The following is a 25,804-nucleotide window of genomic DNA, read 5'->3' on the forward strand; positions in this document are numbered from 1 at the left end:
GTCATGTCTTTGTTCTTAACACTTTTGATCACTTGCGCCCGGAAGTCTGCAGAATAAGTCATCGTTATTAATATCTTTCTCTCAGTTTTAAAAGCATTGTATCTTATTTATAAAAGACTGACTATACTTTTTTATTTAGGACTGATCATATTAGGCTGTGTTAGTGATGAGATGAATATTTAGTAATAAATGAGTTAAAACTTCTATTATGAGCTATATGCTAGTTCTAGATAATAAGCTTGGTTTTATTCATTATCGCCCTTGAAATTTGGGCTTTTAGGTCAATGTAGCTAACTACCATTATAAATATAATTACGATAAAGATTGTGCTAATTATTAGAGAACCTAAACGTAACTAACTATACGTTTTAATCACATATTTTAATACCATATTGTCATTATAAAAAATCATAGGAATCCATATGTCTAACGCTGAAACCGATGCGCAAATTATCAATCCTGAAATGCCTGATGTACCTTTACATGAACCGAGTAAAATTAACTTAGCAGATTATAAAAAGCCAAGCTTCGATGTTGAAACCGTCGATTTAGATATTAGGTTGTTTGAGGATCATGCACAGGTAGATAGCACCCTAAAGATGGTGCGTCAAACCGCAGGAGATATCATTTTATTTGGTGAGGATTTAGAGCTGCTGTCCATTACCATGAACGGTGAGCCGTTGACAGCTGAGCGTTATCAGCAAGCAGCCGGTAAGCTGACGATTACTGATGCGCCTGATGAGGTAATGTTAGAGATTCAGGTTCGTATCTGTCCGCAGACCAATACGGCGCTTGAAGGCTTTTATATGGCGGGTAGTGGCGACGATACGATGTTTGTCACACAGTGTGAGCCAGAGGGCTTTCGTAAGATTACCTTTTATCCAGACCGTCCTGATGTACTAGCGATATTTACCACCCGTCTTGAAGCTGATAAGCGTTATCCAACGCTATTGGCCAATGGTAATTTGATCGAAGCGGGCGAGGTTGCAGATGCGCCAGAGTGTCATTATGCGATTTGGCATGATCCAACCAATAAGCCAAGCTATCTATTTGCCTGCGTGGTTGCTGATTTAGATGTGCTGACGGATTCTTATACCACGAGCGAAGGTCGAGATGTGTTGCTCGAGGTATATGCAAAGTCTGCCGATATCGATAAGTGTGATGTCGGGATGCAAGCGCTGAAGGATTCAATGGAGTGGGATGAGGTCAATTATGGCCGTGCCTATGACTTAGATCGCTATATGATTGTCGCCGTTAGTCAGTTCAATATGGGCGCGATGGAGAACAAAGGGCTGAATATCTTTAATACTGCTTGTGTGTTGTCCAGCCCTGAAACCACCACTGATAGTCGTAGCTTTAGTGTAAAAGCCATTATCGCCCATGAATACTTCCATAACTGGACGGGCAATCGTATCACTTGTCGTGATTGGTTTCAGTTGTGCTTAAAAGAAGGTTTTACGGTCTACCGCGATCAGTCGTTTTCAGCCGATCAGCAGTCGAGTGCCGTACAGCGGATTGATGATGTCGCTACCTTGCGCGCCCATCAGTTTGCAGAGGATGCAGGACCACTGGCCCATCCAGTGCGCCCAGAAAGCTTTGTTGAGATTAATAATTTTTATACCACCACCGTCTATGAGAAGGGCGCTGAAATTGTCCGTATGATTGCCAATACCTTGGGACCATATAATTTCCGTAAAGGCACAGATGAGTATTTCCGTCGTTATGACGGGCAAGCGGTGACGGTTGAGGACTTCTTATCAGCGCTTAGTATCACTGATGATAAAATCGAAAACTTTATCGATTGGTACCGCCAACCCGGTACGCCAGTGGTCTCTGGTCATCAAAACTATGATAGCGCCACGCAAACGTTAACCATTACGTTGAGTCAGCAAACACGTCACGTGAGTGGTTTTGATGCGCCAAAACCATTGCCAATTCCGGTCGCGACGGCGTTATTTGATAAAGACTCTGGCGCTATTATTGCCGAGCGTATGTTGCTATTAGATCAAGCCACACAGACCTTTGTATTTGAAGAGGTAACTAGTGATCCTGTCGTATCTTTGCTACGTGATTTTAGTGCGCCAGTACAGCTTAATTATGATTATCAAGATGAAGATTTGGCATTTTTGCTCAAGCACGAAAACAACGGTTTTAATCGCTGGCAAGTGACGCAGATGCTGGTAAACCGTATTTTACTGCAAACACAGGGCGCAAAAAGCAGCCCTGAGGTTTATATAACCGCACTAGCACAGACATTGCCAGCGCTAGCAGGCGAAGATGCGATGCTGGCTGCACGCTTGCTTGACATCCCATCAGCACAAGAGCTAGCTGCTGCTATTCATAAAGATTATGATCCAGAGTTGATTAAAGCGCAGCGTGAAGGCTTATATCAGCAGGTCGCAGATGCTATGAGAGATCAGTGGGCAGCGCTTTATAAACAGTTGCCAATGCAGTCTTATGAAGATAGCGCAGAAGCTCGCGGCAAACGTGCCTTGCGTAATGTAGTGTTAGACATGGCATTGACTGCCAACGTTGAAGGTGCGGCAGAATGGGCGCAGCAGCAGTATGACAATGCCAGCTGTATGACTGAACGTTTTGGTGCGCTAAAAGTCATGATTAATCATCAAGTAGCAAGTGCTGATGATTATTTGGCTGATTTTTATAAGCGTTTTCAAGCTGATGATTTGGTTATAGATTTATGGTTCAGTGTGCAGGCATCTGCCGATAATGTCAGTACCGATATTATCCAATCGTTATTAACGCATACAGATTTTGATTGGAATACACCCAATCGTATACGTTCAGTGATTAGCGCCTTTACCTCGCAGCCAACGGTGCTATGGACGCAAGAAGGTTTGGATATTTATATGGGTGTGATTAAAAAACTAGATGAATCTAACCCTATGATAGCCTCGCGCTTATTACAAGTACTGGCACGCTGGAATACCTTGGCTGAGCCACGTCGTCAAATGGCGTATGATCAGTTAATTGACTTACAGCAACAGGTTTCCTCTAAACATGTGCATGAGAGCTTAACCAGTGTATTAGGGGCAGCGACTGAGTAATACCCAGCAAGCTATTTCATAAGCTAAAAAGTATAAAAAATCCCGTCTGACATTCTAGTGTCAGACGGGATTTTTTATGAGTTACTTAGTTCTTGATAAATTACTTGATTCTTTATAAGTTGTTTCTCAAGTATTAAGTATCGCTAATTACTATTAACGGTTAGGCAATACGTCTTTTACCATATCGCGTAGATCGTGTAGTGCTTTGACGGTGCTATCCCAATCGAGGCAACCATCGGTAATCGACACGCCGTATTCTAGCGCATCTAAGTCAGCGGTCAGTTTTTGATTACCACCTTTTAGATGGCTCTCAATCATCATGCCGATGATAGATTTATTACCGTTTTTAATTTGCTCTGCGACGTTTTGGATAACCATTGGTTGCAAGTAAGGGTCTTTACCTGAGTTGGCATGACTTGAGTCAATCATAATCTTGCCGCTGGTTTTGCCTTCAGCTAAGGCATTCTCAACTTGTTCAACGGCTGTTTCATCATAGTTAGGTTTGCCATTACCACCGCGCAATACGACGTGAGCATAAGGGTTGCCTTTAGATTTGATGATACATACTTTACCGTCTGATGACAGACCTAAGAAGCTATGTCCGGCTTTTACGGCTTGCATGGCGTTGACAGCAACGGTCATACCACCATCCGTACCATTTTTGAAGCCAACTGGGCACGATAAGCCTGAGCTCATTTCACGATGTGTTTGGCTCTCAGTAGTACGTGCACCAATCGCTGACCAGCTGATCAAATCCTGCATGTACTGCGGCGTGTTCGGGTCAAGCGCTTCAGTTGCGCACGGTAAACCTTTTTCATTTAAATCAAGCAGGAGCTTACGAGCGGTACGTAGACCTTTTTCGATATCAAAGCTGTCATTCATATCAGGGTCATTAATCATACCCTTCCAGCCGACGGTCGTCCGTGGCTTTTCAAAATAGACACGCATCACAACGAATACGCTATCTTCGATCTCTTTTGCCAATATGGCTAGGCGGTCGGCATATTCGTGGGCGGCTTTGATATCGTGAATAGAGCAGGGGCCAATGACCACAAACAAGCGCTTATCTTTGCCATCCAAGATATTTTGGATAGTATGGCGACCATTTAAAACGGTTTTATAGGCTCCGTTTGATAAAGGTAGCTCAGTTTTTAGCTCAGCGGGTGTGATTAAAGGAATGAACTTTTCAATATTCACGTCGTCAATATCTGCATTATGGGTAGCTGGTGTTGTCATGATTATATATCGTCTAGCTAATGTATAGGGAGCTTCATTATGCGCACAAAAGCGCCAGTTGACAAGGGCAGTCGAGCAGTTAATTAACTGCTAACTGGAATGCTCAGGCTAAAACTTCGTTATACTTAAAGAATAAGTACATTATTATGCAAGCATTAAATCAAGCTATTTAGTGCTTCTCTAGACTTGAGTTTCTATTTATTGAAATGCGTTACATGCATGTGTTTGTTAGTAATTAGTACTGGATTTTATAGGGTAATTTCGCTATTTTTAGCATCGTCACGTATGATGACGCTATAAACAACTGAATTCGAACATAATAAACGATGCTAAGGTGTCTTTTGATTGGCATCCTATAATTGATTTCATATGCTATATTTTATGATAGTCATATTTTGTCTTTCGTACTATTTTAGCTGTAACATTTTAACTGCACTACTTTAATATTAAGAGCTTGTTATGACAGATTCTGCCACGCCTTCTCAATATCCTGATTTAACAGCACAGACTGACACTTATCCTGAGGTAGCTGATGTAATAGCTGTGCCACTTGTTATCGGTATCGTCGCTGGCGAGGTGTCAGGGGACAGTTTAGGCGCAGATTTTATGCAGCAGATGAATAATCTACGCGATGATATTATTTGGGTCGGCGTTGGTGGTACGAAAATGCAAGCGCAAGGGCTGCAAAGTATCTTTCCATTATCACGTTTGGCAGTGATGGGCTTGGTAGAAGTGATCGCTCAGTTGCCTGACTTACTGAAGGCGCGCCGTGAGCTTTTGGCTGCTTTTAAAACAGCAAGTATTGATTGGTTTATTGGTATTGATGCCCCTGATTTTAATCTAAGGGTCGCCAAAAAACTCAAACCCCAAGGCGTATTTTGTGTGCAGTATGTCAGTCCTTCAATCTGGGCATGGCGCGAGTCGCGTATCCATAATATTAAGGCGGCGACCAATTTAGTGTTGTGCCTATTTCCGTTTGAGTTGCCGGTATATGAGCGTTATAACCATTCGGCGATATGCGTCGGTCATCCGCTAATGCGTACTATTGATCAAACTTTGCTAGAGACGCCAATCAATCAACGTCGTAGCGAGCTGGTCTGGCACAATGATGGCTTGCAGCAGTTCTTTATTGATCGCTTTGATGAGGTCAGTCAGCTTATTTGTGTAATGCCAGGCTCTCGACGTGGTGAGATAACGGCTATATTGCCGTTAATGCTCGATGGCATTCAAAAGCTGATTTTATTAGATCCAAAGCTATGTTTTATTATTCCAACCGTCGATCAAAATCATCAATATATCGTCCAAGAAGTCATCGATAAGCGTTCAGAGCAATTACGTAAAGCCATTGTGGTGGTCTATGATGACAGCCAACCTACTTTTAGTCAGCAAGCGATGGCAGCATCGGATATGGTCATGCTGGCATCAGGTACTGCAACGCTTGAAGCGATGCTGCTTGAGCGGCCGATGGTGGTTATTTATCAGTTAAACCAGCTGACCTATCAGATTGCTAAGCGTCTGGTGAAAGTGCCTTATGTGGGTTTACCAAATATCTTAGCGGCTACAGAGATTGTGCCTGAGCTTATCCAAGAGCAGGCGAGTGGCGACAATATTTGCCGTACCGTCATGCGTCTATTGCAACCACGAGCCTATGCTGAGCAATTAAAGGCGCTGATTGACACTAAGCATTTATTACAGCAACAGAGTAATCATGACCCTGCTGATAGCGTGATTGAGCAATGGTTTCTTCACAATAGCCATCAAGATGGTCGCTAGTCTGAATATCTAAACGCGCATTATAGAGCGCAATTAATAAACAAAAAATTATAAGTGACCAGTATCATGCAGTGTAGAGAAAACCATATTATTCAAATTGAAAGAGCTATTGAACAAGTTGATATTAAAGGTCAATACATCCAACTGGCTAAGCCTATCCATTTGTCTGGTCAATTAAATATTACTGAGTTACTGGCGCAATATTCAATACATCCGACACAGAGCTTGGCTAGCTCAACGCTACAAATTGGCGTGGATGAGGCAGGGCGTGGACCATTATTGGGTAGCGTTCATGTCGCTGCTGCGATATTACCACGCACTTGGTCAGGGCTGATTGAGAGGCAGCCGTTAAAAGATACCCCTTTATCGATACTGATAGACTCCAAACAGCTGAGTGAAAAGAAGCGTGATATGCTGTATCCATTGGTGCAGCAGCAGGCAGTTGGTTATATCATTGCTGATATTCAAGCGGCAGTGATCGATCAGGTGAATATCTTACAAGCGACCATGCTTGGTATGCGCTTATGTACTGAAGTCTTGTTAGAAGCAGTCGCTAAGCATTTGACCAACATCAAACAAGATGTCAGTAACATGTCTGATGCTATGAAAGTAGAGGTATTATTCGATGGTAATCGTTGTCCTGATTTAGACTATGCAAACCTTAACCAATTAGGCATAGCAGAGTCATCGATTGATTGCCAAGCTTGGGTTAAAGGGGATGCCCGTCATACCAGTATCGCGGCGGCCAGTATCTTAGCAAAAGTCAGCCGTGACAAAACCATGTATGCGCTTGATGCTGAATACCCTAAATATGGTATTGCTAACCATAAAGGCTATCCGACCAAGGCACATATACAAGCTATACAGGATTATGGTGTATTATCGATGCATCGACGTAGTTTTGCACCAGTGAGAAAAGCACTTGAAAGCTAGCGTTAATAGACTAAAGCTAAACTGATAGTAGTACTTATAATAAATAGCCTAAGTAATATTAAAATAGTCATTCAAAGATAAAAAAACTGCCTACTCATTATAAAAGTAGACAGTTTTTATTTAGCTCTTTAATAAGTACGAAGCGTTTAAAATTTAAAACAATGCTTAAAATGATGAGTTTGGCTGCTGCAAAAAGACTTCTTCTTCATCAGTCGACTCGCTGTTTAGGGCGTCGTTACGATGTGGATAACGTCCAAACTGCTCAATGATTGCTTGATGAGCATGGGCAAAGTCTAGCGTGACAGGCTCATCAAGCTGCTCAAATAGGTATAAATAGCGTGCCTGAATCACAGCTGATTCTGAATGCATAAATGGCATAACCATAAATTTACGGCATTGCGCTGGTAGGTCATTAAATGTAGGCTGATGAATCGCTTCTTGCGCCAGTACCAATGCCATACTATCTTGTGCAAATGCCGATGCTTGCCCGCGACATAGATTGCGTGAGAACTGATCTAAAACAATAATCTCAGCTAAACGTCCCGCTAGATTAGTAGTTAAATCATCCGTACTGGTATAAGTATTGATCGCTGGCTGCCCGGCAGTGTGTCGCCAATGTGCACATTCGCCCTGACAGGCTGCCTGCCAAATCTTGCCGAACTTATCCGCAATTTGACTGTCAAACTTCTCATCTGCTATGAACCAATAAGCTTCATTATCCTTATCAAACCAAAAGTCTAATACCGCACGTGCATCAGGATGAAGACGCGCTACGTTCAGATTAACTGAATCAAGCTGGGTGAAATCAGGCTGATTTAGTGCGCTAGAATAATCGGTTGAGAGTGACATAAGCTATTCTATTTATGAAAAGTTTGTACTACTATAGCGCAATTATTTGGTCGCGTCATAATGCTGTCAAGTATCAACGACAATCCGTAAGATTTCGCTTATATCTATTGTCACTGCTACGTCAGTTGCGCCGACTATGACTCTTATCAATATTAATATCAAAAGCTATTAGGTTATCTATTATGAATGTATCCGCTACCGTACCATCTATAAATGTACCGACTCCTTATTATCTGCTTGATGAAACGGCAATCGTTGCAAACATGCAGATTATTGCTCGTTTATGTGAGCTATCCGGCGCAAAAGCATTATTAGCGTTGAAATGCTTTGCCACGTGGGGCGTGTTCGACATCATGCAGCCATATTTACATGGCACAACCTCATCCTCACTTAATGAAGTCAGACTTGGCTACGAAACTTTTGGAAAGGGTAAGAATAGCGACAATAAAAAAGAGACCCATGCCTATAGCGTAGCGTATAGCGCAGATGAAATCCCTGAAGTGTTAAAGTATGCCGATAAAATTATCTTTAATTCTATTTCACAATTAACTGCTTTTAAAGACCAAGCCCATGCGCAGGATATCCCAGTAGGCTTACGTCTTAATCCTAAAACCAGCAATTCATCATTTATCATTGCTGATCCTGCACGTCCGTTTAGTCGTCTTGGCGAACATGATAAAGACAGCATTACAGCAGTTTTAAAAGATATCACTGGCGTCATGATTCATAATAACTGTGAGAACGACAGCTATGAGGCGTTTAGCATAAGCTTAGCGGATATTGAAGAGCGCTTTGGCGATGTTTTACGGCAGCTTGATTGGGTGAGTTTAGGCGGCGGTATTCATTTTATAGCACCTGATTATCCGCTAGAAAAGCTGGCAGAACGTTTGAAATATTTCAGCGAAAAGTATGGTGTACAGGTTTATCTTGAGCCGGGTGAGGCAAGTATTCATGGCGCTGGTAGCTTAGTAACTACCGTTTTAGATGTTTTGCACAATGAAAAAAACCTAGCGGTAGTAGATTCATCCATTGAAGCGCATATGCTTGATTTACTGATTTATCGTGAGTCTGCACCGATAGCGGCGATTAATAGTGATTTAATCAATATTGCGCCTCTTGATATCGACCCTACCAATATTGCACCCATAAGTGATAATGCTGAATCAGCAGACCATACGATTATCTACGGTCGTTCTTGCTTGGCAGGTGATATTTTCGGTGAATACGCTTTACCAGAAAATCTGCAAATAGGTGACACTGTCACCTTTGGCAATGCTGCCGGTTATACTATGGTGAAAAAGAACTGGTTTAACGGCGTCAATATGCCAGCGATTGTCATTCGTCGTCTTGATGGCACGATTGATATTCAGCGCGAGTTTGATTATCAAGATTATAAGGCGAGCTTGTCTTAATATTTATCCTTAATTTTTAATACTCGTTCTTAACGATTTGACGTTATTTTAGCGGATAACTAAATGAATAGATGATTTAAAATATCATTCATTTATTAATACTTTCCGAAAGTATGGCAAAAATTGTTATAATCGCTTTGGGCGAGAATAGTGGTTTTTGCCCGTCGGGTGCGTGGGTTTTCCTCGGTCTTCCTTTTTAATTCACGCATATCATTCACTCGTTTCTGTTTTTAATAGCCAATACAATGGCGATAACAGGGGCACAAAGGAGGATTGTGGCATTGACTACACAACACAATACATCAGCTAAAAAAGACGTACTCATCATCGGTGCCGGCGGTGTCGCTCAAGTCGTTGCGCATAAATGTGCAATGCATAACGACGTACTTGGCGACATTCATATTGCCTCACGTACAAAAGATAAATGTGACGCCATCGCTCAAAGTGTCGTAGAGAAAGGTAGCTTTAAGCAGCCTGCTACTTTGCATACCCATCAAATCGACGCGCTAGACATTCAAGCACTTATCGCGCTCATAAAAGAAACTGGCATCCAAATCGTCATTAATGTTGGCTCACCTTTTCTTAATATGAGCGTACTAGAAGCTTGTATCGAGACGGGCGTCGCTTATATTGATACCGCGATTCATGAAGATCCGCGCAAGATTTGTGAAACCCCGCCGTGGTATGACAACTATGAGTGGAAGCGTAAACAGCGCTGTGCGGATAATAATATCACCGCCATTTTAGGTGCTGGTTTCGATCCCGGTATGGTCAATGCCTATGCCAGACTTGGCTATGACATGATGGATGCAGGTTCAGTCACCGATATCGATATCATCGATATTAATGCGGGCAGCCATGGCAAATACTTCGCGACTAACTTTGATCCTGAAATTAACTTCCGTGAATTCACTGGTACGGTTTACTCTTGGCAGGACAGTAAGTGGCAGTCTAACAAGATGTTTGAAGTGAAGCGCACTGATGACTTACCTGTCGTCGGTATGCAAAACAGCTACCTAAGTGGTCATGACGAAATCCATTCGCTATCAGCCAATTTAGATGTGCCAAACATTCGTTTTTGGATGGGCTTTGGTGAGCATTATATCAACGTCTTTACCGTGCTACAAAGCTTAGGCTTATTGTCGGAGCAGCCAGTGACTACCGCTGAAGGCTTAGAAGTTATTCCGCTAAAAGTCGTTAAAGCGGTACTCCCTGATCCAAGCTCGCTTGCGCCAAACTATACTGGCAAAACCTGTATCGGTGACAAGGTTAAAGGTAAAAAAGACGGCGTTGATACTGAGGTATTTATCTATAATATCTCCGACCATAAAGAAGCTTATGAAGCCATGGGTAGCCAAGGTATCTCTTATACAGCTGGCGTGCCACCCGTTGCTGCTGCGATGTTAGTTGCTACTGGCGAGTGGGATGCGGGTAAGATGGTCAACGTTGAAGAGCTTGATGCTAAGCCGTTTATTAATCTATTAAACGAGATTGGTTTACCGACGCGTATTCAAGATAGCGAAGGCGATAGACTATTGGCGTTTGATATTTAAATCGCTTTGCAAATCGCTTGTTATTCGTTAAATAAAAAAGCACTCTATTGAATCTGATTCGATAGGGTGCTTTTTTGTATAGCTGCTCCTATAATAAAAACGAGTATCATAAAACTAATAATGATAAATGGCATAAGGAGAAGCCCTTGTCTTTAGAACAGTATAAAGTCTTTAATTTAATTACGGATGTAACCGAGTTAAAAGTATTACTGATTTTAGAATCTCCTCATCTCAATGAATATATCCATCAGCATCCAGCGGCAGGAGAGTCAGCGCTTGAGCTCACTCAGTTTTTGATTGCTCAAGGATATTTGAGCGATTTTGATCCGCAATTACCAATAGGCTGTAATATTAAGGCATTAAATTATAAGCCACTTGGCATTTTAAATTGCTCGACATTACCACTGAATAAAGCATTTTATCCTTGTACTTTAAGCAGCGATGATTTATCACACGTGAATGAGTTATTGGCTATCAAACAAAGTTTAAATCAAAGTAATCCAAAAAAATCACCTGTAGATTTGAAGGAAACTGGGGTTTTTAAAGACTTTGTTAGCCGGTTGACTCAAGTGCTTGAGCAAGCGCCATCTGATGTTCTTATTATACCTTGTGGCGATACGGCGATTGGATTTATGAATAATTTTAAAACCATTTATCAAAAGCCTTTGACGGTCTTAGATGGTTTGACGCATCCCACTGAGCCAGATTGGGCTGAGAAAATAGCCACTATTGATTTGACCGACTGCATTGCGCCTGAGACACTGCCTTAATTGTAATAGCAGTTTATAAAAGAGAAGAATTTATTCATGAGCATTGATGAAAAAACTCCCGTGGAGACGCCAAAGGTTACTATAGATGCTGTCAGAGAATGGCTGATTCAAACCACGCGGCTTTTTGCCAAGTTCGCCATTATACTTCTCATAGTTGGTAGTGGCTTAATATTAAGTTTTGCGTTGCATTTGCCACTTTATGTGTCTTATAGCCTCGTCCTGTTAATCGCTGCCGTTTTATTTATCATGCTCATTATGGTATCGATTAAAAATATCGTTTATCTCTACTTGAAAACCAGTGTCTGGGGTCAAATTGTTCTGTATTTACTGGTCGGCTTACTCAGTGCGCGCGCGTATCTTTGGGCAATTGGAGAAGTCAATCGGATATTCTTGGTTGACCCTAGTAATCTAGCGCTTACCACTAGTGTATTGACAGGCATCTTTTTCTTTAAATATGCCATCATGGCATTACTCGGTAGCTATCTGATCGCTATCGGCTTATATTTTTATATTAAGCAAATAGACAAGTCAGCGATAAATAATCGCCAGCCTTTAGGTAAAAAAGTGCTCTCAGGCATCGCTTTTGTATTTATCACGAGCATAAGCTTAGTTGCTGCTGGCAATGTCTCCAGATATAGCGACGTGCTAATTCAGGCCTTTGCGTTAAAAATAGATTTCTATAGCCATTACACTTGTACAGGTGAGGACTTTCAAAACATAGAAGGCGTTTTATTCTTATCAGCCAGTGATGTTTTGGTCGCAAAAGAGATTGAGTCAATGAAGTGGGCGTTTAAAAAGGTAAAATGTGAGACTTAATATCTAATGCAATCTCGAACCATCATTGCTCCACACATCAGTACCGTATCCCTCATTTAAAAGTAAACCCTGTCGCTCCCAGCTCGTGTATTCATTATCGTTGCTGTAAATTCTATACATAAATCATGATAACATGCGCCCGTAATTTTCTAATAAATACAACGCTATAAGATCCGGTCCGCTCATTTTATATATTGAAATGCAAGGAATGCATCCATGACAGACCCATCGGACGATAAGTTATCCAAAGTCCCTAAACAAAACGCCCAATTAGCAAACGAGCAGAGCCAGAAGGTACAAACGCCATTTGAGCGCAGTCAATTTGGTGGCTCGCAACGTCAGTCTAAAAATCTTGATGATGAGAGGCCCATATCACGCAGCGACCTCAAAAAAGGCGCACAAGAGCTCTCTAAAAATACGGTCGCCCATATCAATTGGAGCGTATTAATCATCTCATCGCTAGTGATTGTTGCTTTTTCTATATGGGCAATCGTAATGCCTGATGGTGCAAGCACCACCATGAAAATGATGGTTGATTGGATATCAACTAACCTCGGTTGGTATTATGTGATCACTATGGTGATGGTTATTGGGTTTGTACTTTGGGTCGCTTTATCTAAAGCGGGTAGCGTACGCCTTGGTCCTGATGATTCGCGCCCGCAGTATAAGCTGGGTACTTGGGTGGCAATGCTCTTTGCTGCTGGGGTTGGCATTGATTTGCTGTTCTTCTCAGTCACTGGTCCCGTGGTGCAATATTTGACGCCGCCATCAGGCGATGGTGCGACTGCCGATGCCATGCAAAATGCGGTTGTTTGGACGATGTTTCATTACGGTATCGCTGGCTGGGCGGTATATGCGTTACTGGGCATGGCCATGGGCTATTTCGCCTATCGCTGGGATATGCCATTATCGATTCGAGCGGCGCTCTATCCACTGTTTGGTAAACGAGTCAATGGACCTATCGGTCATGGCATTAGTATCTTAGCTTTAGTCGGTACGGTGTTCGGTGTAGCGACTACCATGGGTATCGGTGTAGTACTGCTCAATGTTGGCTTCTCAAAGATTTTTGGCTTAGAGGAAGGCATGACACTACAAATCGCCTTGGTTATTGGTGCAGTTATGCTAACTATCGCGGCGACCACCTCAGGCGTTGACCGTGGTATCCGCTGGATATCTGAGCTCAATCTATGGAGTGCGGTAGCGATGATGGCCTTTATTCTCATCGCGGGCGAGACCGCATTTTTATTAAATGCGCTGGTCGAAAACTTAGGTCAATTTTTTGTTACTCTGCCTGCGCGTATGTTTAAAACCTTTGCTTATGTGCCCGGTAGTAGTGAATGGATGGGCGGTTGGACGCTGTTCTTTTGGGCGTTTTGGCTAGCGTGGGGGCCATTTGTCGGGGTCTTTCTTGCCCGTATTTCCCGTGGTCGTACGCTACGTGAGTTCGTTATTGCTGCGATTACCGTACCGGTATTATGTGACTTTATTATCGTCTCTTTCTTCGGTAACTCAGCCCTTTATGAGATTTTACAAGGCAATACTGCCTTTGCTGAGCTGGCAGTAGAAAGCCCTGAGCGCGGCTGGTATGCCTTGCTTGAAATGTTCCCAGGATCGACTTATTTAGTGATATTAGCCACCTTCTCAGGATTACTATTTTATATTACCAGTGCCAACTCAGGTGCGATGGTGATGTCGAATTTCTCCGCTTCTATTCCAGACCCATCAGAAGACGGCCCGAAATGGCTACGTATATTTTGGGCAGTATTGACGGCGGTATTGACCATATCGATGCTGATAGCTGGTGGTGTCATCACTATGGAGTACGCCACGCTTATCTTTGCGTTACCAGTGACTATTATCGTTTATCTAGTAATGTTCTCTTTTTATAAGGCGTTAAAGATAGAGCAGGCCGAGCGCGAAGGTAAAGTCTTGCGCCGTCCTTCTATTGCACCCAGTGGCGGTCATATACCGGAGCGCTCATGGACGCAGCGCTTGGGACAAATGCTCACTTATCCCTCTAAACGCGAGTCTATCAAGTTCCTTGAGCGTACCGTACGCCCTGCGCTTGATGATGTCGCCAATGAATTCCGTCGTCAAGGCTACGATGTTGAGCGCGTTAACGCCGACCACGATGGCAACGCAGCTAATGCGACGGCTTTTGTTGGTAATACGAATATCATCGCCGCCTCGGGGCCTTTGTTACGCTTATCAACCGCGGCTATGGATGATTTTTATTATCAGGTTGCTATGGTCAAGACGCCAGCACCTACTTTTAGTGGCAAAATGGCAACTGATAGCGATGTGTATTATCGACTTGAGGTGACCACGCAAACCGGTTCAGGCGGTTATGATTTGACGGGATTGACCAAGCAGCAAGTCATTGATGATGTGCTTGAGCAATATCAAGCTTATCTTACTTTTTTGAATGCACCTGTGGAAGCTGATGCAGAGCTGACTGCAGCGACGCCGATAACAGGTAAGGATTAATAAGGCTCTATAAATAATGAGGAGCCAATCCCGCCATTCGTTATTATCTGCCATACCCGCTAGGGCAGTGGCTATAGGCGATTCAGGTTGCTGCTACCGCGACACCCTGACCTGCCTAGCCTTTGCAACCTAGCAGTTATGGCAGGATAACCGCTACTGTCGGGGCTAAAGAGCCTTGTTGTAGCGAGAGCTATTTATATTTTCAAGATTTTTTTGTTATAGACAGGAATTTTGTCTGATTAAAAATTTGTTTGAATAGTTTGATGATATAAGACTTTAGTCTATAGTTTTATAATCTAATAACATGTATATTATCTAATAATTATATCTTTAAAGGTTTCGGAGTCATCAACTCCGAATGTCGCCTGATAAGCGGCTAAAGGGCGATCCCTTATCTAGAGTAGTCTCGAAATTTGTGCTGGTTGTGCCAGCAGAAGTCGTCTGAACGGGTAAGCTTATACTAGTTAAAGCAAGCCCAACCGCGTGGCAACGCGGTATATAAATTCGAATCTTTAATGATTCAACCGGTTGAATCGTTTTGATGAATGCAAAAACCATGAAAATTTCAACCAATATAGAGATAAAAGTAAACGTAGCAGCAATAATTACTGCCATAAGTGGACTTGTGCTTACGGTTGCTATGATTTATTTCAATCTTTGAAAAGTCCTATGATGTCAGCGGCGGTTGACATCATAGGCATCAAATATATAGTTGGAATATAAGTATGGAAAATACTAAGTGGGAACAAGCGAGGAGATACAGCCATATAGGTATGTCGTCAGACAATAACTTTGTTTACGCGATGCAATACTATACATCGTTTGAAATAATGTACGATTCAAACGCTCCTGTAGACACTATTGCTCTACCTTTACTTTATGCAATGCGTCATTATCTCGAACTTATTCTGAAATACAATATTGAGTATTTTTATGAATTTTCAGGATCAAAAAATATGGTTGGTAAATCAGTACATACATTAAGCTCATTAGCTAACGCATTTAAAGAACATTGGCAGCTGGCAAAGCAGAGATTCAATATTAAAATTGATGATACAAACTTACTATCTGGTTTTTCAAAGTTGATTGTTGAATTAAGTAAGATGGATGACTATGCTGTTAGCTTTCGTTATTCTCATAATAGAAATAAAGATAAAAACTTTAGTTGGTTAGATACTGTTAACATATACGAATTAAAAATACTACTTGATGATGCAAGACTCCTATTAAACCATTCAACAGATATTTTTAATGATGAAACTGGACTGATGGATGGAAGAGTTACTAAGCAACAATTGTTGCAGCAGATAGCTACTCAATAGCTGTATTCAATTATTATATTAAAATTACACCTCAATCTTCCCACGCACATTACTCAAATAAATCAAATACAACGCGCCAGCGAGTAGGGCAATAGCCGCCATTCTTTTATAATCTAGCACTATCTGCGTATTCCCAAACCAGCCAAAATGGTCAACCATCAGTCCCATCACGATTTGTCCGGCGATAATAGCAACGATGTTTGCCGCCGTCCCAATACGCGGCACCGCAATCACGATAGCCACCATAGAAAAGTTACCAAACAGTGCGCCTGCTAATTGCCATGATGGCACACTAAACATAGTAGCTACCTGCGGTGCTTCAAAGAATATGACTAGCAGCAATAAGATAATGGAAGCGACAACGTTGGTCAGCCATGCAGTCGTCACTACATCAGTACGTATGCTAAGCGTCCCATTAATAGAAGACTGCGCCGCGATGGCCATACCGCCTAGCAGTAATAATGGGAAGGCGAGGGTCAATAGCATGGCTTTTTCCTTAACATAGTAGTTTTTTTAATAACAGCAATCCCCTTAATATATCAGCCAAAGCGCAAGCAAGATCAGTACCAACGCCCCGATTCGATAACTATCAATGGCGCGGCGCTCGCTACCTAGAATACCAAAATGATCAATGGCAAGACTGGCCGTGATTTGCCCGCATAAGATGCCTACCATGGTCGTACCAACGCCGACTAATGGCGTAGTGATTGTTAATACTATGGTATAAATAAAGCCAACGAGACCACCAGTTAATAGCCAGCGTGGTTGCTTAGATAGCGTGGATAGCATCGTTAAATAGTTGCGTTTACCTATTATTATCACGAGCATCGCCACACTAAATACGATCACACCAATCAGAAATATGGATAGAGACGCCGATAAGCGCCCAATACTCTCTCCCAAGGGTCCCAAAAATGCTGCTTCTAGTGCCAGAGCCATGCCGCCCATAACTACGAACAACAACATCATGATTTGCTTCATAACATTCCCTTCTGGTTTTCCCTTAAATGTTAAAGACAACATTGTATGGCTATAGGTTAGTGGATACAATGAATGGTGCCAAAACGAAGCCAGAATGAAACAGCAATCAACCTTTATGGTGATATTATGAATTCTATAGAGCTAAAAATACCGCCTGTCGCCCAAGTCATTATTACTGGAGCTGCGATGGTTGGCGTCTCTAAAATTATGCCTGCTTTAAAGTTTTCGTTTAGTGGCTCAACTGCACTAGGTATCGGTTTGGGTATCATAGGATTGAGCAGTGGCATCATGGGCGTGATGCAGTTTAAAAAAGCCCAAACCACTCCCAACCCGCAAGCACTTGAGAAAGCCTCTAGCTTGGTGACCAGTGGCATTTATCAATATACTCGCAATCCTATGTATCTAGGATTGACGCTTATTTTGTTAGGTTGGGCGTTATATCTGTCCCATTTCCTCGCGTTTATTTTGATACCCATATTTGTGATGTATATCGCACGCTTTCAGATTCAACCAGAAGAGCGAATGATGACGCAGAAATTTGGTGATAAGTATCGAGATTATGTGTCAAAAGTTAGACGTTGGTTTTAAATCTTGAATAATATTTTCTACTGCTATCTGTAGTAGGCGAGTTGAATATAGAGCTATGTTATACATATACTTTTCCTTTTGGAAATAACGTGAACTTTGCCACTGGCTTAGCATTAGATGTTAGGATAATTATGAACCCTGAGCTTTCAATAAAAAAAATATGGTTTGATGATGATTTGACAGAATTACTGATAAGTGTTTGTGACGGATGCTCAACGTTTACTAATACAGTATATATTGCCAAACAGGAGATCCTAAGTTTGATTGATTGTCTCAATATATTTAAAAATCATTATTATGGTGGTTTAGAGGATATTACTTGGGGTGGGTTTGGCTATGAATATGCGAATGGGGCTTTTGCAGCTAGACTTCATTTCCCTAAGCCAAGTATTTTATATATCTCAACGTATCAGCAAGGTAGATTTTTTGAATATAAGGAACAACAAGAAGCGGCGGAAGCAAAAATGTATTTGAAGTCTGAACCAGTGCTTTTGGATAACTTTATTGAGGAACTAAAAGACTTGGATTCTGGTATAACAGATGTCGCTAAGTTAGTTTGTATATAGAGGGTTTTGGAATTGTCAATAACCAGCACGCTGAATATTTTTCTTGGTAATAAAGGTTATGGAGGATAGAAGGCTTTTTATTCTTGCATGTAGATATATTACATATAGATTGAGATATAGCCAACGCTATAAGTACATTGATGAAACCATACTATTAAACGTTATAATTTATTGGAATTAAGTCAAATGCAACTAGAAATCAATGTTATCGATGCCTTCACTGATAAGGTGTTTAAAGGCAATTCAGCGGCAGTTATCATCACAGAAAGCTGGCTGTCTGATACTTTAATGCAATCCATTGCTTTTGAGAATAACTTATCTGAAACTGCATTTATCGTTTCTGATAATAAGGGTGTTTATCATATCCGCTGGTTTTCTCCACTCACTGAAATTGATTTTTGTGGTCATGCTACTTTGGCCTCTGCCTTTGTACTGTTTAAGAAAAACGCTACTTTAAATACCATCAAATTTTCAGCCAAAGCCGTTGGAATTTTGACCGTTGTGCAACTAGATAATGGCAAAATACAAATGGATTTTCCAAATAGGATGCCTAAAAAAATTGATAATATTCCTGACAGTTTATTAACTGGTCTTTCCATCGCGCCGTCTGAGGTCTACCGTAATGCGCAGGCATATTTTGTGATTTATGACTCTGAATCTGACGTGCTAAATGTGCTTCGAGACAATGAAGCGCTAAAGGAGCTAGCCCCTTTGGACGTCGTTGTCACATGTCAGTCTGAATCGAATAATTATGACTTCATTTCACGTTATTTCTGGCCAGCTAATGGTGGCGATGAAGATCCAGTCACGGGCTCATCTCATACTGGATTAGCGCCGTTGTGGGCAGAGCGATTGAATAAAAATGAATTGGTTGCTTATCAAGCGTCAAGTCGTGGCGGGGTACTAGATTGTGTGGTTGCAGGAGATAGAGTGCTTATTTCTGGTCATGCGGTACAGTATTTGACCGGATTTATCACGGTCGAGGAGTAAGTGGTTTTGTCTGAATTAAAAACAGTGGGGCTCTTTGCGATTACAGCGCTGGCTGAAATTGCGGGTTGCTATCTGCCTTATCTGTGGCTGCGAGAGGGCAAGTCAATTTGGCTACTCGTACCTGGTGCATTGAGTCTAGTGGCTTTCGTATGGCTATTGTCATTACACCCAACGGCTGCGGGTAGAGTCTATGCTGCTTATGGCGGGGTTTATATCTCGATGGCGATTTTATGGTTGTGGACAGTGAATGGTATCAGGCCGACCACTTGGGATATATTGGGTTCTGCTGTGGCATTGCCAGGAATGGCGATTATCATGTTTGCGCCGCGCAGTGCCTAGTTAAAAAAATGCTAATCAAACCATTGGGTTAGATTAGCATATTGATGCGCTGACTATTAATGTTTACCTAAGATACTGCCATTATCATCTTTCTTTGATTGTTTCGCCGCTTTCTTCTCTTTTGCCGTTAACAGCGGCTTCTTTTTTACATTTTTCTTACTGTCTTGACCTTTGCTCATGTCTCTTTCCTTTTTAGGTAACACATAAAGTATGTTAAGCCAGATTATACTGAGCTACATGCTATATTGATACATTTGACGCAGACGCTGCGTACTGGAATGAGTATAGCTCTAAGCCTAGGTAATAGATAGCGCTTGCACAATTCGCCTACGATTCAGCTTAGTCATTTTCCTAGCGAGTGTTTACTACATTATCTTTTCTTATTTAACTGCATATTTGTATCAAATCTATCTTATCTAACACTTTTACCTGTAGCTGCGCCTATCTCATTCATTCAATCAATATGAGTATTGATAAGTGCTTACTTACGGATACACGGCTATTTGCTATAATGGGCAATAAGCTGATAAGTAGCGGCGGCAAACTTTTATTATATTAATATTTAGCACAATGGTGCTTACTATTTTGGTTGATTATTATGCGTATCCGTAAACTGTTTAAATTTGAAAACGCTCATATTGTGCGTAACTGTAGCTCTGAACGCTGCAAACACTCGATCCATGGTCACAGCTATCAGATTGAATTGATTCTTGAGGCTAAACGTCTAGACCACGGACAGATGGTCTACGATTTTGGTTTATTAAAATCCTCTATTAAAGACATTATCGACAGCTTCGATCATGCTATCTGTTTTTGGAGTAAAGATGATCCTGAATATATCGCTGCCTGCAAGAAGTTCAGTGCACGCTGGATAAGTCTGCCCGTATCACCATCGGCAGAGCAGTTCTCACGCGTTATCTTCTTTTGGGCGCAAGAGATTCTACAGCAAACCCAAATGCAAAATGGTGAGGCTGATGTCAGCGTTTACTCAGTGATAGCCCACGAAACCGCAACGGGTTACGCGCAGTGTTTTGCTGATGATGTGGCCAATGAACAAATGGGTAAGCTGGTTTTAGAGGACTTTGAATTTAGCAAGCAAGTTTGTACGGAATGGAATGATTCTGAGCTCTATGCAAAGCTGATTCGCGGTGAGAGCTTTATTAATCCATCGGTAACCATGCAAGTACAGGCAGATTAAGCCGATGCATAATGGTAACTTTATAAATAAGAACTCCATGACAGATAATAAATACCTGCAAACCTTGATACTGCGCTCTGAAGAAGATACGCAGCGTTTGGCTGAACAATTGGCTGCTTTGCCATTGACAGGTAGCGTGTGGCTAGCGGGTGATTTAGGGGCAGGTAAAACCACACTGACTCGCTATTGGTTACAGGCGCTAGGGCACAAGGGAGCGGTGAAAAGTCCAACTTATACCTTAGTCGAGCCTTATAGTATTCAGCAAGATGACGGTACAACCAAACCCGTCTATCATGCCGATTTGTATCGTCTGCAAGATCCAGAAGAGTTGTCATTTATTGGTTTTGATGAGTATTTAGACGAACCTAACGCGCTGGTTATTATTGAATGGGCGAGCCGTGCAGATGGCTATCTACCGCCACCGACCCTGTTTATTGATATGACTCAAGTTGATAACAATAATAATGGTGATGAATACCGTCAAATTGAGCTGCGATTATCGAGAGTAGGACAAGCGCAAGGATTGGATTTGTCAGCAATAAAAATCTAGGTCAAGCCAAATGCAAACCTCTCATACTTTGAAAATATGCAATTCATTAACGCCAGATAAGCATAACTATAATCATGCCCGATAACTGTGTCTATAATAATGCCTGATAATCATTCTAATACCCGCATCAAAAAACTGTCGCCGCTGCTTATTAATCAATTAGCAGCGGGCGAGGTTGTGACACGTCCAGCCGCTGTGGTCAAAGAGCTGCTTGAAAATGCGATTGATGCTTATGCCAAGGATATTGAGATACATATTACTCAAGGCGGTATGGGGCTGATAGAGGTCATTGATAATGGTATTGGCATTCATCCCGATGATATGGTGATGGCGATTACTCGTCATGCAACCAGTAAAGTTGCTGATGTGGCTAACTTGCATGGTATTACGACCTTGGGTTTTCGGGGTGAAGCATTGGCAGCAACGGCTGCCGTATCACGTTTAACCTTAACCAGTAGCCATGATAACAGTGGTATTGGTCGTCAGTTGCAGGTCGCTGGTGTGCTGGACGATACACCAAAGCTAATACCGGTCGTACATCATCGCGGTACGACAATTACAGTCAAAGATTTATATTTTAATGTGCCAGCACGCCGCGGTAATTTAAAGTCTATCGCGACCGAGTTTAATCATATTGAAACGATTGTCCGTGAGGTAGCATTGGCGCGCGCCGATGTGGCATTGACGCTTTTTCATGATAATAAAAAGCGGCTGTCATTAACTGTAAACGCTAGAAGTGGTCATGATCATACGAGTCGCCTGCCATTATCCCGTCTTGAGCAAGCGACTGGCGTTTCGCTAACAGAGCAGTCGATTGAGGTGGCGGTTGATTTATCGAGCCTGATGCAGCAGCCTAACGCTTATCTTTCTGATAACAGTGTTAATAATGGATACGCTGATAATGAGAACGCTGATAAACAGCCTAGTATCAGCGGTTGGTTATGGCCTAGCAATGATGCGCAGCATAGCTTGCCAAAACTAATCTACGTGAATGGTAGATTGATAAAAGAAGCTTTAATTAGTAATCAACTCCGCCAACTGGCTCAAAGTGCACAGTTTGCAAGCATTGGCTACGCGCTTTATTTTGAGCTGCCCACTCAATGGCTTAATATCAATGTCCACCCATCCAAACAGCGTATTAAAATTAGCCCACTTAATAATATCATGGCGCATTTAAACCATGCGATTCACTCAAAGCTGAAAGCCGTCACAGTTCATGCGAAAGAGAGTGCTAGCCAGCAATATGAACAAGTGGCTAACAATAAAGTAGATAACAGTAATATTTCTACAAGCAAATCATTCGATAACTCATTGCACGAGACATCGTTTAGCAGTAACTTAACGCAAAAAAGGCAAGTACAAGCTCCTAAACAGTCATATCAGCTGTCTGAAAGAAATTCATTGTCTGAAAACGCATCAGAACCTTATATTAATGAATCTCCAAATCAGAGTACTAATATTTTAAGGGCAGATGCAACTGACAGCGTTCATGCTTTAAATAACTCATCTGAAGAAGTTAAACCTTTACCCATTTGCTTAGATATTATTACCAGCCTCAATAGTTTAGCAGCTGACTCTTCTGTCATCGAACATAGTAAGGGTCAGACGTTGCCTTGGTTATTGTTTTATCATCAAAGTAAGTTCTTATTGATTAATGCAGAGGATTGGCTGCCAAAGATGAGTTTGTTATTTGAGCCATATTTATTGAGCAGCACTGTACTCAATAAGAACATATTTAACAACGATATATTTAAGAAAGATAAAACATCGAATAGCGCTGCTGATATTAATCAGCAGCTAGCGATACTTAGTGCGCAAATGTCTGCACAAGATTTGCTAGTATTTATAGCAGATATTGAAGAATTACTGACTACATATGCTATCAAGAACATAGACAGCAATCGATTAGTGGGATTGATGTTATCATCTATAGCAGAATAACTGGATGCTGAAAAAATTTACTTTGCAAATATAGCTAATAGCTGTTTTAGTCACTCAAAGCGCAATTATTAATAATAAAATCAATAAAGGTAACCCTATGCACCTTTCGTCTGATAGCTTGCTTTCTAGCGTAAGTCCCAAGTTAGCGGATAATAGCGTGGTGTGCTTGATGGCACCAACGGCAAGTGGTAAGACGGCTTTGGCTTATGAGCTTTATGACACCGGACGTTATGATCTAATTTCAGTAGATTCAGCGTTGATTTATCGTGACATGAGTATCGGTACAGCGAAACCAACGACTAGCGAGCTGGCGCGTTATCCGCATCATTTAGTTGATATCATTGATCCCATGCAAAGCTATAGTGTCGCTGAGTTTGTGAATGATGTCGCACGTCTGATTGATAAATGCCATCAAAATGGCAAGATACCATTGTTGGTAGGCGGTACCATGATGTATTACATGGCGCTACTTGATGGGTTATCTCCTGTGCCTGATAGTGATACGGGCGTTCGCGCGCGCGTAGAGCAGTGGCGACAAGATGAAGGACTTGCTGCGCTATACGATTACTTGGGCAAAGTTGATGCTATTAGCCATCAACGCCTCAATGCCACTGACACTCAGCGTATTACCCGCGCCGTTGAAGTCTACTTGCAAACAGATATTCCAATCAGTGACTGGCAGCGTCAGCCCAAGAAAGCATTAGCCCATAATCCAAAACAGCAGTGGCATGGATTGGCGGTGATGCCTGATCGTCTATGGCTGCATGAGCGTATCGGGCAGCGTCTAGATATCATGTGGGCTGAAGGATTGGTTAATGAGGTGATTGGCTTGCTGGAGCGTTATCCTTTGACACCCAACTTGGCATCGATGCGCTGCGTTGGCTATCGACAAGTATTAGAATATCTGGTACATATTAAGCATTCAGTGTTCGAGCAATCACATCTGAATAAAGCACAGTTCTATGAGGCTTTTGGTGAATCTGCAGCATTAATTACTGAGAAAGCAAAACAAGATATAACGATTCAACATACTATTACTCAGCCTCAAAGCCAGTCGCATCTATTAATGTCTTATAGTCAGACTGAGGCACTTGCTTGTCAGCAAATGCAAAATAAGGCATTATATGCGACAAGGCAGCTAGCAAAGCGTCAGTACACTTGGCTGCGAAAACTGGTGCAATTGTCTGACGTTTCGACAGCACAATCAACGACAACCGCTACACCTTATGATGTTGGTAGCTCTATAAATGGTAAGATGAGGGTAGACGCTTTCACCACCATGGAACAGGCGCGAGAGTATTTATATTATTGATTAATATCAAGGCTCTATATTAATATTTTAAATTATTTTTGCTTTAAATTAGCAAGAAACCGCATGGTACTATTGATTTCTTACAAATAATGCCGTATAGAAATACGAAGGTAATGACAATTAGTTTCAAAGTATAATGTACATAACTGTTATAATTTTAGTTAATTAGAGTAGTAAGCCTTGTAGTTGACAGCTACTTTTCAGTTACTATTAACGACCATTTGGTTATTCAGGTAACTCATGCAACAACTGGTTACTTAATTTATTACACTAATAGCGTATTCACGATAAAGTAGAATTACTTAACAAGCATTAGTGCTTATTTAGATACGTTTTATAAATAAAACTTACTACTGTATCTGCCTTTAGCCATTATAATTAAAGCAACACTTAAAATAATTGGCATTAACAATAATTATATAATATTTAGGAGAGATTTCATGTCAAAAGGACAAACTTTACAAGATCCGTTCTTGAATTCGCTGCGCAAAGATCGCATACCCGTTTCTATTTTTTTAGTGAATGGCATCAAGTTACAAGGTCAAATAGAATCTTTTGATCAATATGTAGTACTGCTTAAAAACACAGTGAGCCAAATGGTATATAAACACGCTATTTCGACGGTAGTACCAGCTCGTAACCCTAGAAGTAGCACAACGCCAGCTACTGGTACGCAAAGCCAAAGTGCTGCGCCAGTTGGTTATCAGGGTAGCAGTATGAGCAGTGCCAGTGGTATAAGCAGTGGTAGTGGCTTTGAGCGTGGCAGCAATCCTGCCCCTGCTGCTGGTGGCGGTTTTGAAGAACGTGGCTTTGCCAATCGTAGCGGCTTCAACCGTGGTGGCTTTAGCCAAGGTCAAGATCGTGGTTTCGAGCGCGGTAGCTTTGGTCAAAGTCAGGAGCGCGGTTTTGAGCGTGGTGGTTTTGGTCAAGATCGTGGTTTTGAGGCACCTTCAGAGAATGCGGATTTCGACAATAAACCAACCGATGATTCTGATGATAGCAATCAATAAGTAGCGATGCTTGCTAGCTGATTTATGAAAAACCATATCAATAAGACATGATATATCGCATGAAGACCTACTACTATCATAGTGGGTTTTTTTGTATAGATAAATATATAGCA

23 protein-coding genes are annotated in these 25,804 nt (G+C 41.7%); 18 read left to right on the forward strand and 5 right to left on the reverse strand.

Going from position 1 to position 25,804, the window contains the following annotated elements:
- Nucleotides 1-464 precede the first annotated feature (464 nt).
- Entirely contained in the window at nucleotides 465-3,065 is a 2,601-nt protein-coding gene (pepN, locus tag WAZ74_RS11955; protein ID WP_422308554.1) for an aminopeptidase N, read from the forward strand.
- A gap of 153 nt (nucleotides 3,066-3,218) precedes the next feature.
- Here the strand turns inward: pepN and WAZ74_RS11960 are convergent, their stop codons facing one another.
- Nucleotides 3,219-4,301, reverse strand: a complete 1,083-nt coding sequence (locus WAZ74_RS11960) for a 3-deoxy-7-phosphoheptulonate synthase (protein ID WP_422308529.1) — start codon at nucleotides 4,299-4,301, stop codon at nucleotides 3,219-3,221.
- Nucleotides 4,302-4,760: 459 nt separating this feature from the next.
- On the opposite strand from WAZ74_RS11960, the gene lpxB reads away from it, so the two are divergent.
- Nucleotides 4,761-6,074 carry a lipid-A-disaccharide synthase gene (gene lpxB / locus WAZ74_RS11965; RefSeq protein WP_422308530.1) on the forward strand — a complete coding sequence of 438 codons (1,314 nt, stop codon included), beginning with the start codon at nucleotides 4,761-4,763 and terminating at the stop codon, nucleotides 6,072-6,074.
- A 66-nt stretch (nucleotides 6,075-6,140) separates the two neighbouring features.
- The gene (locus WAZ74_RS11970; RefSeq protein ID WP_422308531.1) at nucleotides 6,141-7,007 is read left to right on the forward strand and encodes a ribonuclease HII; all 867 of its coding nucleotides are present in this window, start codon (nucleotides 6,141-6,143) and stop codon (nucleotides 7,005-7,007) included.
- Between the two features lie 165 nt (nucleotides 7,008-7,172).
- On the opposite strand, the gene WAZ74_RS11975 is transcribed toward WAZ74_RS11970, so the two are convergent.
- Nucleotides 7,173-7,856: a DUF924 family protein gene (locus tag WAZ74_RS11975; protein WP_422308532.1), complete on the reverse strand. Its 684-nt coding sequence runs from the start codon at nucleotides 7,854-7,856 to the stop codon at nucleotides 7,173-7,175.
- A gap of 182 nt (nucleotides 7,857-8,038) precedes the next feature.
- Between WAZ74_RS11975 and WAZ74_RS11980 the strand changes: the two genes are divergently transcribed.
- From WAZ74_RS11980 to WAZ74_RS12005, 6 genes are all read left to right on the forward strand, one after another.
- Nucleotides 8,039-9,268: a carboxynorspermidine decarboxylase gene (locus WAZ74_RS11980; RefSeq protein WP_422308533.1), complete on the forward strand. Its 1,230-nt coding sequence runs from the start codon at nucleotides 8,039-8,041 to the stop codon at nucleotides 9,266-9,268.
- Between the two features lie 281 nt (nucleotides 9,269-9,549).
- A complete protein-coding gene (locus WAZ74_RS11985) occupies nucleotides 9,550-10,821 on the forward strand; it encodes a saccharopine dehydrogenase family protein (RefSeq protein WP_422308555.1) in 1,272 nt (423 codons plus the stop codon).
- Between the two features lie 146 nt (nucleotides 10,822-10,967).
- Nucleotides 10,968-11,591, forward strand: coding sequence for a hypothetical protein (locus tag WAZ74_RS11990; RefSeq protein WP_422308534.1), 624 nt, complete (start codon nucleotides 10,968-10,970; stop codon nucleotides 11,589-11,591).
- Between the two features lie 36 nt (nucleotides 11,592-11,627).
- On the forward strand, nucleotides 11,628-12,407 hold the full coding sequence (locus tag WAZ74_RS11995; RefSeq protein ID WP_422308535.1) for a hypothetical protein: 780 nt from the start codon (nucleotides 11,628-11,630) through the stop codon (nucleotides 12,405-12,407).
- A 216-nt stretch (nucleotides 12,408-12,623) separates the two neighbouring features.
- Nucleotides 12,624-14,894: a choline BCCT transporter BetT gene (gene betT, locus WAZ74_RS12000; RefSeq protein ID WP_422308536.1), complete on the forward strand. Its 2,271-nt coding sequence runs from the start codon at nucleotides 12,624-12,626 to the stop codon at nucleotides 14,892-14,894.
- 725 nt (nucleotides 14,895-15,619) lie between these two features.
- Nucleotides 15,620-16,216: a hypothetical protein gene (locus WAZ74_RS12005; protein ID WP_422308537.1), complete on the forward strand. Its 597-nt coding sequence runs from the start codon at nucleotides 15,620-15,622 to the stop codon at nucleotides 16,214-16,216.
- A gap of 24 nt (nucleotides 16,217-16,240) precedes the next feature.
- Here the strand turns inward: WAZ74_RS12005 and WAZ74_RS12010 are convergent, their stop codons facing one another.
- Together WAZ74_RS12010 and WAZ74_RS12015 are read right to left on the reverse strand one after the other, a co-directional pair.
- Nucleotides 16,241-16,702, reverse strand: coding sequence for a DMT family transporter (locus WAZ74_RS12010; RefSeq protein ID WP_422308538.1), 462 nt, complete (start codon nucleotides 16,700-16,702; stop codon nucleotides 16,241-16,243).
- Nucleotides 16,703-16,747: 45 nt separating this feature from the next.
- The gene (locus WAZ74_RS12015) at nucleotides 16,748-17,197 is read right to left on the reverse strand and encodes a DMT family transporter (protein WP_422308539.1); all 450 of its coding nucleotides are present in this window, start codon (nucleotides 17,195-17,197) and stop codon (nucleotides 16,748-16,750) included.
- Nucleotides 17,198-17,323: 126 nt separating this feature from the next.
- Here WAZ74_RS12015 and WAZ74_RS12020 point away from each other — a divergent pair, with 126 nt between their 5' ends.
- From WAZ74_RS12020 to WAZ74_RS12035, 4 genes are all read left to right on the forward strand, one after another.
- The gene (locus WAZ74_RS12020; protein WP_422308540.1) at nucleotides 17,324-17,785 is read left to right on the forward strand and encodes a methyltransferase family protein; all 462 of its coding nucleotides are present in this window, start codon (nucleotides 17,324-17,326) and stop codon (nucleotides 17,783-17,785) included.
- A gap of 89 nt (nucleotides 17,786-17,874) precedes the next feature.
- A complete protein-coding gene (locus WAZ74_RS12025) occupies nucleotides 17,875-18,351 on the forward strand; it encodes a hypothetical protein (RefSeq protein WP_422308541.1) in 477 nt (158 codons plus the stop codon).
- 186 nt (nucleotides 18,352-18,537) lie between these two features.
- A complete protein-coding gene (locus tag WAZ74_RS12030; RefSeq protein WP_422308542.1) occupies nucleotides 18,538-19,341 on the forward strand; it encodes a PhzF family phenazine biosynthesis protein in 804 nt (267 codons plus the stop codon).
- A 6-nt stretch (nucleotides 19,342-19,347) separates the two neighbouring features.
- A complete protein-coding gene (locus WAZ74_RS12035; protein ID WP_422308543.1) occupies nucleotides 19,348-19,680 on the forward strand; it encodes a YnfA family protein in 333 nt (110 codons plus the stop codon).
- 56 nt (nucleotides 19,681-19,736) lie between these two features.
- Here the strand turns inward: WAZ74_RS12035 and WAZ74_RS12040 are convergent, their stop codons facing one another.
- A complete protein-coding gene (locus tag WAZ74_RS12040) occupies nucleotides 19,737-19,859 on the reverse strand; it encodes a hypothetical protein (protein ID WP_020443648.1) in 123 nt (40 codons plus the stop codon).
- 419 nt (nucleotides 19,860-20,278) lie between these two features.
- Here WAZ74_RS12040 and WAZ74_RS12045 point away from each other — a divergent pair, with 419 nt between their 5' ends.
- The 5 genes from WAZ74_RS12045 to hfq all read left to right on the forward strand — a co-directional run bounded on the left by WAZ74_RS12045 (nucleotide 20,279) and on the right by hfq (nucleotide 25,691).
- Nucleotides 20,279-20,878 (forward strand): 6-pyruvoyl trahydropterin synthase family protein, encoded by a 600-nt coding sequence (locus tag WAZ74_RS12045; RefSeq protein ID WP_422308544.1) that lies wholly within the window; start codon nucleotides 20,279-20,281, stop codon nucleotides 20,876-20,878.
- 37 nt (nucleotides 20,879-20,915) lie between these two features.
- Nucleotides 20,916-21,428 (forward strand): tRNA (adenosine(37)-N6)-threonylcarbamoyltransferase complex ATPase subunit type 1 TsaE, encoded by a 513-nt coding sequence (gene tsaE / locus WAZ74_RS12050; protein WP_422308545.1) that lies wholly within the window; start codon nucleotides 20,916-20,918, stop codon nucleotides 21,426-21,428.
- Between the two features lie 99 nt (nucleotides 21,429-21,527).
- Nucleotides 21,528-23,369, forward strand: a complete 1,842-nt coding sequence (gene mutL, locus WAZ74_RS12055; RefSeq protein WP_422308546.1) for a DNA mismatch repair endonuclease MutL — start codon at nucleotides 21,528-21,530, stop codon at nucleotides 23,367-23,369.
- A 97-nt stretch (nucleotides 23,370-23,466) separates the two neighbouring features.
- The gene (gene miaA / locus WAZ74_RS12060) at nucleotides 23,467-24,681 is read left to right on the forward strand and encodes a tRNA (adenosine(37)-N6)-dimethylallyltransferase MiaA (protein ID WP_422308547.1); all 1,215 of its coding nucleotides are present in this window, start codon (nucleotides 23,467-23,469) and stop codon (nucleotides 24,679-24,681) included.
- A 440-nt stretch (nucleotides 24,682-25,121) separates the two neighbouring features.
- Nucleotides 25,122-25,691 carry an RNA chaperone Hfq gene (gene hfq / locus WAZ74_RS12065; RefSeq protein WP_422308548.1) on the forward strand — a complete coding sequence of 190 codons (570 nt, stop codon included), beginning with the start codon at nucleotides 25,122-25,124 and terminating at the stop codon, nucleotides 25,689-25,691.
- Nucleotides 25,692-25,804: the final 113 nt, after the last annotated feature.

It is taken from the genome of Psychrobacter sp. (assembly GCF_049295055.1).
In the GTDB taxonomy this organism is placed as follows: domain Bacteria; phylum Pseudomonadota; class Gammaproteobacteria; order Pseudomonadales; family Moraxellaceae; genus Psychrobacter.